Origin of the sequence: Microbacterium sp., from assembly GCF_047607465.1 — a bacterium.
GTDB lineage: Bacteria > Actinomycetota > Actinomycetes > Actinomycetales > Microbacteriaceae > Microbacterium.
This window is the reverse complement of record NZ_JASGCY010000091.1, coordinates 18,749-29,948: the sequence shown is the minus strand read 5'-3', so window position 1 is coordinate 29,948 and position 11,200 is coordinate 18,749. Positions and strand designations below refer to the sequence as shown.

Genomic DNA, 11,200 nt, shown 5'->3' with positions numbered 1-11,200 from the left:
GATCATGCCCCCAGAGTAGCGAGCGAGCAGTGCGGCGTCTCCCTACTCCGTCGGCGCCCCACCTGCGCCGCGGCGCCCCACATGACGGACGTTGCGCAGATGGGGCGTCGCGGCGCAGGTGGGGCGCCGACGGAGTAGGGAGACGCCGCACTGCTCGCTCGCTACTCTGGGGGCATGATCCGCATCGCGCTTCTGATCGTCTGGTTGCTGCTGTCGGCGTGGCTGCTCGTCTGGACCGGCGAGGGACTGTTCGGCGTGAACCAGCGGCGGTCGATCCTCCCTTTCAGCGGCGAGGACACCCTCATCGCACCGATCATGATCGGCGTCGCGTGGGGGGTCCTGCTCACCTTCGGCGGCGCGATGTCCGGCTTCGGACGGCGCAAGAAGGTGCGGGGGGAGGCGCAGATCGGCGTCGGGCGGATCGTTGAGGTCTCGCGCACCGGCCTCATCGTCAACGACGTGCCGCAATACGACCTCTTCATCCGGGTCTCCCCGGCCGGCGGCGAAGAGTACATCTCCCAGTTGCGGATGCTCGTCGACGCGAGCGATCTCGCGATGCTGCAGGTCGGCCAGCCCCTGCCCGTGCGCTACAGCCTCACCGGCCAGGACACCGTGGAGCTCGCCGACCTCGAAGACCCCGCGGTGCGCGACGCGATGATGCAGTGGCGCATCGCCCGTGGCCTGATCGACCCGCGCCAGGTGCGGGCGCGCACGACCGGCATCCAGGTCCCGGCCTCCGTGCTCGAGATCCGGCCCACCGGACGCCGGCTCGAAGGGCAGAGCGAGGTCGCCCTGAAGGTGCTGATGGCTCCGGAGGGCGCCGCCACCTGGGAGGCCGACACCACGGTGTTCGTCTACCCGCAGGCGCTCGCCCATCTCCAAGTCGGCGCTCCGATCTGGGCGTTCTACCGGCGCGAGGATCCGCAGACGGTCGCGATCACGATCGAGAAGGAGGCGGGGCGATGAGCATCCTCGACACGCTGATCTGGCTGGTGAACTTCCCGGCGTCGCACGGTTACGCGATGGTGTTCATCGGCGGCTTCTCGATCCTGGGGCTGTTCGCGATGTCGGTCCGAGGAGACGTGCCGGGCGGGGCGCTGCGCCGCATCCGCGAACGGGAGGGACTGCTGCGCGAGCAGCACCCGAGGCGCGGGGAGGGCGCGGCCCGGGTGATGCGCCTCGGGTTCCGCGTGCTGGCGTTCCTGATGATCGCCAACGTCGTGATCGGCGTCCTCAGCCTCACCGGGGTGCCCGTCACCCGCGCGTACATCTACGAGCACGGGGAGCGCGCGTCGGCGACGCTCGACGGCGACTGGGTGACCTTCACGACGCACGAGGGCGTCGAATACACGCTGGAGAGCAACTTCTTCACTCCGGCGGTCTATCCCGATCGAGACGCCTACTTCCCGTCCGACGGGCAGATCTCGGTGCGCTATCTGAAGGATCATCCGCAGGCGTTCGTCATCGACAGCACGCAGGGCCGGCGCTGAGCTCGGCGGGCAGTTCCTCACCACGCCCCACCTGCGCCGCGACGCCCCACCTGACAGACGCCGCGCAGGTGGGGCGCCGCCGCGCAGATGGGGCGTCGGCGGAGAAGGGGGCGCGGAGCGGGACGCGGGGCGGGGCGGGCCTACGCCGCGGGGCCCGCCGCCAGCCCGAGCCACGCCTTCAGCAGCGCGTGGCGGAGCGCCGTCCCGCGCTCGGCGAAGCCGCGCTGGCGCCGGACGTACTCGGCTTTGCCCTCGGCCGTCTCGATCGGCACCGGCACGACGCCCCAGGCCGAGAGGTCGTAGGGCGCGGCCTCCATGTCGAGCCGGCGGATGTCGCGGGCGAGTTCGAACGCGTCGAGCAGCAGCCCGCCGGGGACGAGCGGACCGAGCTTCATCGCCCACTTGTAGATGTCCATGCCGGCATGCAGGCAACCTGGCTGCTCGAGGGAGGGCTGGTCGTCGCGCGTGAGCGCCCGGCGGTTGCGCGGCGCCGCATCCGGGGTGAAGAAGCGGAACGCGTCGAAGTGCGTGCAGCGCAGGTCGTGGCTCTCGACGACGGCGTCGGTGCCGGCCCGGCCGAGGCGCAGGGGGATCGGATGCCGGTGCTCGTCCTGCCGGTACACCATCGCCCACTCGTGCAGCCCGAAGCAGCCGAACTGACCTGGGCGCGCGGCGGTGCGCCGCAGCATCCGCTCGATGAGGGAGGCGAGTTCGGGCTTCTCTGTGGCGAAGCGCGCGGCGTCGGCAGTGACGTCGTCGCCGTCGGTCCGGTACCAGCGCCAGCCGGCGCGCTCCGGAGCGTCCTCGAGAGTGACGCCGGCACCGGGGTGCCAGCGTCGCAGCCGCGCTGGTTTGTAGTTGTAGTAGGTGAAGAGGAAGTCCTCGACGGGGTGCTTCTCACGGCGCGCGGAGCGTTCGCGATGCGCGGCGGTGAGAGCATCCGCCCGGTCGCGGTGTGCCTGCTCGCGCGCCGTCCATTCGGGCCGGGTGAGGGCCATGTCAGCGCAGGATGCCGGCTTCGCCGAGCAGGTCGCGAAGACCGGCGCCGTCCTCGGCGCTCACCCACGGGGCGGCGTGCGCGGAGTGCGGCTCCGTGCCGGCCCGCCCTCCCGCGAGCACCGCCTCGGCAGGCAGGAGCCGCCGGATGGCGACGCCGGCGACGGAGTCCGGATGCTCGTCCATGAACTCCGAGTAGATGGACTCGTCGTGCTGGCCGTCGTCACCGACCAGCAGCCACCGCACCTGCGGGAACTCCTCGGCGAGACGGCGGAGGTTGGTGAGCTTGTGCTCGCGACCGCTGCGGAACCAGCGGTCGTGCGTGGGGCCCCAGTCGGTGAGCAGCATCGACCCGTTCGGGAACAGGTGCCTGCTGAGGAAGCGGCGCAGCGTCGGCGCCACGTTCCACGCACCGGTGGAGAGGTACACCATGGGCGCGCCCGGATGCTGGTGCAGCAACTGGTCGAGCAGCACTGCCATGCCGGGGACCGGCAGACGCGCGTGCTCGTCGACGACGAAGGAGTTCCACGCCGCGACGAACGGACGGGGCAGAGCCGTCACCATCACGGTGTCGTCGACGTCGCAGACGACGCCGAAGTCGGTCGTCTCGGCCACGACGAAGCAGGTGGCCGTGACGGGCTCCTGCCCTTCGGCCTCGACGGTGAACGACTGCCAGCCGGGTTCGAGGCGCACGTCGATGACGGCGTCGACGACTCCGCCGCGGTCGGCGATCAGGTCGTGGGTGGTGTCGCCGATCCGCACGGTGACCTTCGCGAAGCTCACCGGGATGCCGACGAAACTGCGCCATCCGCGCACGCTCGCCAGCTCCCCGCTCTTCGTGCGGCGCTGCGGGGGGACGATGAGCACGCGTCCGACGACCCGCACCCAGCCAGGACCCCCGTAGCCGGGGAAGGGCACGACGGTCGCGGTGCGCCCGCGACGGCGGGCACGACCTTCCCGCCACACGTGCAGGCGGTGTTCGAGTCGGGCGAACCAGTGGATCCTGGGGGCCGGAGGGTGCGAGGCCATTGCCTCAGTCTTTCACGTCGGGGCCGATGTTCGTATCGTCGTGATCGAGATGGCGTCGCTCCAACCGGGCGATGATCTTCTTGCTGAGCAGCACGATCACGAGGAATGCGACGATGATGCCCACGAAGATGTAGCCGGCGAAGTGCACCTGCTCTTTGAGGCGGTCGAAGCTGCCCGCCGCGAGCGAGGTGATGCTGACATAGGCCGTCGCCCACAGCAGACAGGCCGGAGCCGTCCATGCGAGGAAGCGCTTGTAGGAGTAGTGGCTCATGCCCACCGTGAGCGGCACCAGCGAGTGCAGCACGGGGAGGAACCGGGACAGGAAGATGGCGATGCCGCCGCGGCGTGCCAGATAGCGCTCAGCCCTGACCCAGTTGTCCTCGCCGACGCGGCGCCCCACCCAGGACGCGCGGATGTGCGGGCCGATCCAGCGCCCGAGGCCGAAGCCGATGCTTTCGCCGATCAGGGCGCCGATGACGACCGCGATGACCATCGCGACCGCCTGCGGCGGGCTGGTGATGCCGATCGAGGCGACGAGGACGACCGTGTCGCCGGGGAAGACGAGACCGATGAGGATGCTCGTCTCCAGCATGACTGCGAGGCCGGCGATGAGCGTGCGTGCGATGGGATCGACGGATCGCAGGAACTCGATCAGCCACGGCACGAAGTCATCCACACGATGAGAATATGCCGGGCGGCGCGATCTAGGCTGGAATGGTGCCCGAACGACTGACCGCCCGTGCTGTGACCGCGCAGGTCGACCCGGTCGCGTTCTTCGCCGCGCTGGCTGCGGCGACGTCCGATGTCTTCTGGTTGGACTCCGGATCCGGATCGCTCGATGGGTGGAGCTTCATCGGCACAGGCAACGCCGACGCGCGCCCGGACCAGGTGCGCATCGACGCGAGTCAGAGCACCGGGATCCCGTTCTCCGGCGGCTGGGTGGGCTGGTGCGATTACGAGAGCGGTGCTCGCGCTGCCGGAGCACCCATCGAGCCCAGCGTCGGCGAGGCCTGGTTGCGTGTGACCCGGCTCGCCGCCTTCGACAACACGACCGGAGAGACGTGGGCGCTCGCCGCAGATGATGACATCGACGAATGGGCGTCGTTCGTGTGCGAGCCGCGTGGTGCGGCATCCGCTCTTCCTGCCGAACCCGGCGGACCAGCGGCCGTCGCCCGCCACACTCCCGCCGAGTACGCCGCACTCATCGAGCAGTGCCGCGCGCTCATCCGTGCCGGCATCGCCTATCAGGTCTGCCTCACCACCCGCTTCACGGTGCGCGGCGCGCACGACGATGTGTCGACCTATCTGCGCCTGCGCGGCGCCACCCCGGCCCACCACGGCGGCTTCGTGCGCATCGGCGGGCGCAGCCTGCTCAGTGCGAGCCCCGAGCAGTTCCTGCATGCCGAGGGGGGAGTGATCCGCACGCGCCCGATCAAGGGGACGCGTCCGCGCGGAGCGGACCCGGAGACGGATGCCGCGCTCGCCGCGGAGCTGCGGGCCGACCCGAAGGAACGCGCCGAGAACGTCATGATCGTCGACCTCATGCGCAACGACCTGTCCCGCGTGTGCGTGCCTGGCTCGATCCGCGTCGACGGCCTCTGGCAGGTGGAGACCTACCCCGCTGTGCATCAGCTCGTGAGCACCGTCAGCGGCACGGCCGCCGAGGGCACGACGTTCGCGGCGCTCCTCGACGCGGCGTTCCCCGCTGGCAGCATGACGGGGGCGCCGAAGCTCTCGGCGATGACCCGTCTGCACGAGCTCGAAGGCGGCCCTCGTGGCGTCTACGCCGGCTGCTTCGGCTACGTCTCCGACGGCGGCGCCGTCGACCTCGCGATGGTGATCCGCAGCATCGTGATCGACACCGACGAGGCGGTGGTGGGTGCGGGCGGGGGCATCACCTGGCGTTCCGCCGCAGCATCCGAGGTCGCCGAGGTCGCGACCAAGGCGAGGGCGCCGCTCGCCGCCCTCGGCGCGCGCCTGCCGGCCTCGTGGCGTTCGGATATCCTGGACTGATCCCGTCTTTCCCTCCCGATTGGTTGTGTGTTCGTTGTCTGAGACCTCCTCCACTGCTCCCGCTGAAGACGAGGCGCTGTCCGCGCACGCGATCCAGGCCAAGTGGCAGAAGTACTGGGCCGACAACGGCACGTTCGTCACCGGAGGCGATGACGACACGCGTCCGCGCCGCTATGTGCTCGCGATGTTCCCGTACCCATCGGGCGATCTGCACATGGGCCACGCCGAGAACTACCTGTACTCCGACATCGTGGCCCGGTTCTGGCGTCACCGCGGGCACAACGTCCTCAACCCGATCGGCTGGGACTCGTTCGGCCTGCCCGCCGAGAACGCGGCGATCCGCCAGGGTGCGGACCCCCGCGAGTGGACCTACCAGAACATCGCGCAGCAGAAGGCGGGCTTCGAGGCGTACGGCGTCTCGTTCGACTGGACGCGGGTGCTGCACACCTCCGACCCGGAGTACTACCGCTGGAACCAGTGGCTGTTCCTGAAGCTCTACGAGCGGGGTCTGGCCTATCGCAAGAAGAGCCCGGTGAACTGGTGCCCGAACGACCAGACCGTGCTCGCGAACGAGCAGGTCGTCGACGGCCGCTGCGACCGTTGCGGGGCCGAGGTCATCAAGAAGAAGCTCACCCAGTGGTACTTCCGCATCACCGACTACGCCGACCGTCTGCTCGACGACCTGAACCAGCTCGAGGGCTTCTGGCCGTCGAAGGTGCTGCAGATGCAGCGCAACTGGATCGGCCGCTCGGTCGGCGCCGACGTCGACTTCCGCATCGAGGGACGCGATGAGCCGGTGACGGTGTTCTCGACCCGCCCCGACACCCTGCACGGCGCGACCTTCTTCGTCGTCGCGCCTGACGGCGACCTCGCCGCGGAGCTCGCGGCCGAGGCGACGGACGAGGTGCGCGAGCGGTTCCAGTCGTACCTGGCCGAGGTGCAGAAGACGACGGACATCGACCGTCAGGCCACCGACCGGCCGAAGACCGGCGTGTTCCTCGAGCGCTACGCGATCAACCCCGTCAACGGCGAGAGGCTGCCGATCTGGGCCGCCGACTACGTGCTCGCCGACTACGGTCACGGCGCGGTCATGGCGGTGCCCGCGCACGATCAGCGCGACCTCGACTTCGCCCGCGCGTTCGACCTGCCGGTCAAAGTCGTCGTCGACACGACCGCCCCGATCACCGGTGCGATGCCGATCGTCGAGGTCGACGAGGACGGCGTGCCCATCGACACGCTGCCTGCCATCGACGACCAGCATCCGTCCGTCACCGGCATCGCGCTCACCGGCGAGGGCCGCATGATCAACTCCGGTGAGCTCAACGGGCTGTCCAAGCGCAACGCGATCGCCCGCGCGATCGAGCAGCTCGAAGCATCCGGCACCGGACGCGCGGCGAAGAACTACCGCCTGCGTGACTGGCTGATCTCGCGCCAGCGCTTCTGGGGCACACCGATCCCGATGCTGCATGCCGAGGACGGGCGGATCATCCCCGTCCCCGAGGAGCAGTTGCCGGTGAGGCTCCCCGACGTGCAGGGCCTCGACCTCGCGCCGAAGGGCACCTCGCCCCTCGGCGGGGCCGAGAGCTGGGTGCGCACGGTCGATCCGGCCACGGGCGACCCGGTGCTGCGCGACCCCGACACCATGGACACGTTCGTGGACAGCTCGTGGTACTTCCTGCGGTTCCTGTCGCCGAACAGCGACGTCGTGGCGTTCGACCCGAAGCAGGCCTCGCGCTGGGCTCCGGTCGACTCGTACATCGGCGGCGTCGAGCACGCGATCCTGCACCTGCTGTACGCACGGTTCATCACCAAGGTGCTGTTCGACCTGGGGCTGATCGATTTCACCGAGCCGTTCTCGAACCTCATCAACCAGGGCATGGTGCTGCTCGACGGCCAGAAGATGTCGAAGAGCAAGGGCAACCTCGTGCTGTTCCAGGAGGAGCTCGACGCGCACGGCGCCGACGCGCTGCGGGTGGGCCTGGCCTTCGCCGGCCCCGTCGAGGACGACAAGGACTGGGCGGATGTCTCCACGACCGGCGCCCAGAAGTTCCTCTCCCGCGCGCTGCGCATCGCCGACGAGGTCGCGAGTCCCGTCGACGTCGTTTTCAACGGCGGCGACGCGGCGCTGCGTCGGGCGACGCACAAGCTCCTCGCCGAGGCCCCGGGGCTCGTCGAGCAGACGAAGTTCAACGTGCTCGTCGCCCGTCTCATGGAGCTGGTGAACCTCACCCGCAAGACGATCGACGGTGCCGCCGGTGCCGGCGACCCCGCCGTGCGGGAGGCCGCAGAGACGATCGCCGTGATGCTCGACCTCATCGCCCCGCACACCGCAGAGGAGATGTGGGAGGCGCTCGGCCACGAGCCTTCGGTGGGCCTGGTCACCTGGCGCTCCGCCGACCCGGCGCTGCTCGTCGAGGACACGGTCACCGCGGTCGTGCAGGTGAACGGCAAGGTGCGCGCGCAGCTCGAGGTGCCGGCGCGCATCGGCGAGGCCGACCTCGAGACCCTGGCGCGCGCCGACGAGCGCGTGATCCGCTCGATCGGCGACCAGCAGATCGTCAAGGTCATCGTGCGCGCCCCGAAGATCGTCAGCATCGTCGTCAAGGGCTGAGGGGTTCCGCAGGGCCGTCGGCGCGCGGCGCGACCGATCGAGCCCCGCTTCCTTCGGCCGGATGCTCTGCACATCTCGCGTCCTGCGTGAGTTGTCCACGGGCCCTGGGATTGCGCCTCTCGCGCCCGCGGCGCCGGATTAGTGTGGGCGGATGCCCGACACGCCCACGCCGCTCGCGCCCCCGGGAAAGCTCCGGCTGAGCATCGGCGCGGCCGTGGTGCTGGGGCTCGTCGTGCTCTCCGCCGCGGTCGGTCTCGGCATCATGCGCGGGCAGGCGGCGCCCGTGGACGCGGTCCCACTGCCCGCATCCAGCGGCACGGCCGCGGGCGAACTGTACGTGCACGTGCTCGGTGCGGTGCATCGACCAGGGTTGTACATTCTCGATCTCGATGCGCGGCTCGTCGATGCGATCGCCGCCGCGGGCGGCACGACCGACGATGCGGATCTCGCCGCGATCAACCTCGCCCGCATCCTCTCCGACGGCGAGCAGGTCTTCGTACCGGTCGTCGGCGCCGCGCCGCCGGGACAAGCTGCCGCGGTGCCGGGCGATGATCGCATCGACCTGAACACCGCCGATCAGACCGCGCTCGAGACGCTGCCGCGCATCGGCCCGGCTCTGGCGCAGCGCATCATCGACTGGCGCGAGGAGAACGGGCGCTTCGCCTCGGTCGACGATCTGCTCGCCGTGCCGGGGATCGGCGAGAAGCTGCTGGCCGGCATCCGCGACGGGGTGCGGGTGTGAACAGGCGCGATCTGCGACTGCTGCCCGTCATCGGCGCGGTGTGGGCGCTCGCCCTGCTGTGCGTCTTCGTGCCGTCGAGCGCGCCCTGGGCGATCGTGGCCTGCGCGGTCGGCTGCGGCGCCGCGCTCGTCGTGCGCCGACCCGGCAGCGGCCTCGTCATCGTGGCCTCCAGCGCGTGCGCCGCTGTCGCGGTCTCGGTGCTCCTTGCGTCTGCGGGGCGCGAGGCGGCCGCCGACTGGGACGGCCGGATCGTCGAGGCGCACGGGGAGATCACCTCGTCGGCATCCGTCGGAACGGACGGCCGCCTGTGGTTCGGAGTGCAGCTCACCGGCGTCGGTCCTCCGGGCTCCGTCGCCGCGCTGTCGGCCCCGGCCAGGGTCGGGGTCGACCCCGGCGACGGTTTCGACATGGGGGCGTCGATCACCGTCACCGGTCAGGCGGGCGTCACCGACCCAGGTGAACGGTCGGCGATCGTCGTCTTCGCCTCGCTGGCGGAGATCGAACGCCCCGCATCCGGCGTGTTCGCGCTGGCCGCCGACGTCAAGCGCGATTTCGTGGCCCGCTCGACCCGACTGCCCGAACCCGGCGGGGGCCTGCTGCCGGGCCTCGCCGTCGGCGACACCCGCGTCGTGCCGGCGCAGCTCGACGACGACATGCGCGCGAGCGGTCTCAGCCACCTGACCGCGGTCAGCGGAGCGAACTGCGCCATCGTCGTCGGCGCCGTCTTCTGGCTGACGGCGCTGTGCGGCGGCGGACGCCGGATGCGGGTGCTCGCCGCCCTGACAGCTCTCGCCGCGTTCGTCGTGCTCGTCACCCCGGAGCCCAGCGTCATCCGCGCCGCCGTGATGGCCGCCGTGGCGATGCTGTCGGTGCTGCTCGGTCGGCCCAGCGCGGGCGCCGGGATGCTCGGGCTGTGCGCCACCGGCATCCTCATCGTCGATCCGTGGCTGGCGGCCACGCCGGGATTCGCGCTGTCGGTCGTCGCGTCGGGCGCGCTCATCCTTCTCGCCCCTCCGCTCGCGCGTGGGATGAGACGGTGGATGCCGCAGGGCGTCGCGCTGGCGATCGCCGTGCCCCTGGCCGCCCAGCTCGCCTGCGGGCCGATCATCGCGCTCTTCGCCGAGCAGCAGTCACTGATCGGCGTGGCCGCCAACCTGGTCGCGGGTCCCGCGGCCCCGATCGCCACGGTGATCGGCCTGCTCGCCTGTCTCGCCGCTCCAGTGCCGGTGCTGGCCGATCTGCTCACGGCGTCGGCGTGGCTGCCCGCCGCGTGGATCGCGACGACGGCGGCGGTGAGCGCGCAACTGCCGCTCGCGCAGTTACCGCTGATGCCGGGGGTCGGCAGCGCCCTGCTCGTCGCCGTCGTGAGCGCGGCGGTGGCGGTCGTGCTCATCGGTGCCCGCGGGTCGCCGGCGGACAAGCGGATGCTGCGCTGGGTGCGCAGCGCATCGGGGGCGATCGTGGTCGTTGTCTTCGCCGCGGGCGCCGGGCAGCTGCTCCTCGCCGGTCCGCTGGCGACAGCCACGAGTCCCGACGGCTGGGCGATCGCGGCCTGCGACGTCGGCCAGGGCGATGCGATCGTCGTCCGCTCGGGGGAGGAGGTCGCCCTGATCGACACTGGTCCGGAGCCCGAGCCGCTCGCCGCGTGCCTGCGCGGGCTCGGCGTCGAGCGCATCGACCTGCTCGTGCTCACGCACTTCGATCTCGATCACGTCGGCGGCGCCGCGGCCGTCGAGGGGCGGGTCGGGCAGGTGCTGCACGGGCCGACCGCGACGATCCAGGACGAGCGGATGCTGGCGCGCCTCGCCGCCGCTGGCGCCCGGCCGGTCGCTGCCAGTGCGGGCCTCGCCGGTGTTCTCGGCGGCGCGTCATGGCAGGTTCTCTGGCCGCTGCGCGGGTCGGCGGCGTTCCCCAGCGGCAATGACGCGAGCGTCGTGACGGTGTTCGAGGGCGGGGGAGTGCCGAGGTCGATCTTCCTCGGAGACCTCGGCGCCGAGTCGCAGCGGATGCTGCAGCGCACCGCCCGGCTCGACGGCGGCTTCGCGGTCGTGAAGGTCGCCCACCACGGCAGCGCCGATCAGGATCCGGGGCTGTACGAGGCGCTGCGCCCGACCGTCGCCCTCATCACCGTCGGCGAGGACAACGACTACGGGCATCCGCGCGACGAGATCATCGCGGTGCTCGATGCCGTCGGCGCGCACGTCTTCCGCACCGATATGCAGGGCCGTGTGCTGCTCGCGATCCGCGAGGGCGAGCTCGTCGTCTGGACCGACGACGGGTGAGAGACGGAAGGCCCGTGATACATCCAGCCCGAGAAGG

The 11,200-nt window shown here is 70.9% G+C and carries 9 protein-coding genes; 6 read left to right on the top strand and 3 right to left on the bottom strand.

Annotated elements, in window-relative coordinates; all coding sequences use genetic code 11:
* The first annotated feature begins 174 nt into the window (after window positions 1–174).
* The gene (locus tag QM568_RS13210; protein ID WP_415139595.1) at window positions 175–966 is read left to right on the top strand and encodes a hypothetical protein; all 792 of its coding nucleotides are present in this window, start codon (window positions 175–177) and stop codon (window positions 964–966) included.
* Window positions 963–1,490 (top strand): hypothetical protein, encoded by a 528-nt coding sequence (locus QM568_RS13205; protein WP_415139593.1) that lies wholly within the window; start codon window positions 963–965, stop codon window positions 1,488–1,490. Before QM568_RS13210 ends, QM568_RS13205 begins: the two co-directional genes overlap by 4 nt.
* A gap of 140 nt (window positions 1,491–1,630) precedes the next feature.
* On the opposite strand, the gene QM568_RS13200 is transcribed toward QM568_RS13205, so the two are convergent.
* The 3 genes from QM568_RS13200 to QM568_RS13190 are packed head-to-tail and all read right to left on the bottom strand — an operon-like array spanning window position 1,631 to window position 4,191.
* Window positions 1,631–2,488, bottom strand: coding sequence for a 3-methyladenine DNA glycosylase (locus QM568_RS13200; protein ID WP_415139591.1), 858 nt, complete (start codon window positions 2,486–2,488; stop codon window positions 1,631–1,633).
* Window position 2,489: 1 nt separating this feature from the next.
* Window positions 2,490–3,515 (bottom strand): App1 family protein, encoded by a 1,026-nt coding sequence (locus QM568_RS13195; RefSeq protein ID WP_415139589.1) that lies wholly within the window; start codon window positions 3,513–3,515, stop codon window positions 2,490–2,492.
* Between the two features lie 4 nt (window positions 3,516–3,519).
* Complete coding sequence (locus tag QM568_RS13190; protein ID WP_415139587.1) at window positions 3,520–4,191, bottom strand: DedA family protein; 672 nt, start codon at window positions 4,189–4,191, stop codon at window positions 3,520–3,522.
* 41 nt (window positions 4,192–4,232) lie between these two features.
* Here QM568_RS13190 and QM568_RS13185 point away from each other — a divergent pair, with 41 nt between their 5' ends.
* The 4 genes from QM568_RS13185 (at window position 4,233) to QM568_RS13170 (ending at window position 11,163) form a co-directional block, all read left to right on the top strand.
* Complete coding sequence (locus QM568_RS13185; RefSeq protein ID WP_415139585.1) at window positions 4,233–5,528, top strand: anthranilate synthase component I family protein; 1,296 nt, start codon at window positions 4,233–4,235, stop codon at window positions 5,526–5,528.
* Between the two features lie 34 nt (window positions 5,529–5,562).
* Entirely contained in the window at window positions 5,563–8,139 is a 2,577-nt protein-coding gene (leuS, locus tag QM568_RS13180; RefSeq protein WP_415139583.1) for a leucine--tRNA ligase, read from the top strand.
* Between the two features lie 151 nt (window positions 8,140–8,290).
* On the top strand, window positions 8,291–8,881 hold the full coding sequence (locus QM568_RS13175; RefSeq protein ID WP_415139581.1) for a helix-hairpin-helix domain-containing protein: 591 nt from the start codon (window positions 8,291–8,293) through the stop codon (window positions 8,879–8,881).
* Complete coding sequence (locus tag QM568_RS13170) at window positions 8,878–11,163, top strand: ComEC/Rec2 family competence protein (RefSeq protein WP_415139579.1); 2,286 nt, start codon at window positions 8,878–8,880, stop codon at window positions 11,161–11,163. Before QM568_RS13175 ends, QM568_RS13170 begins: the two co-directional genes overlap by 4 nt.
* The last annotated feature ends 37 nt before the right edge of the window (window positions 11,164–11,200 follow it).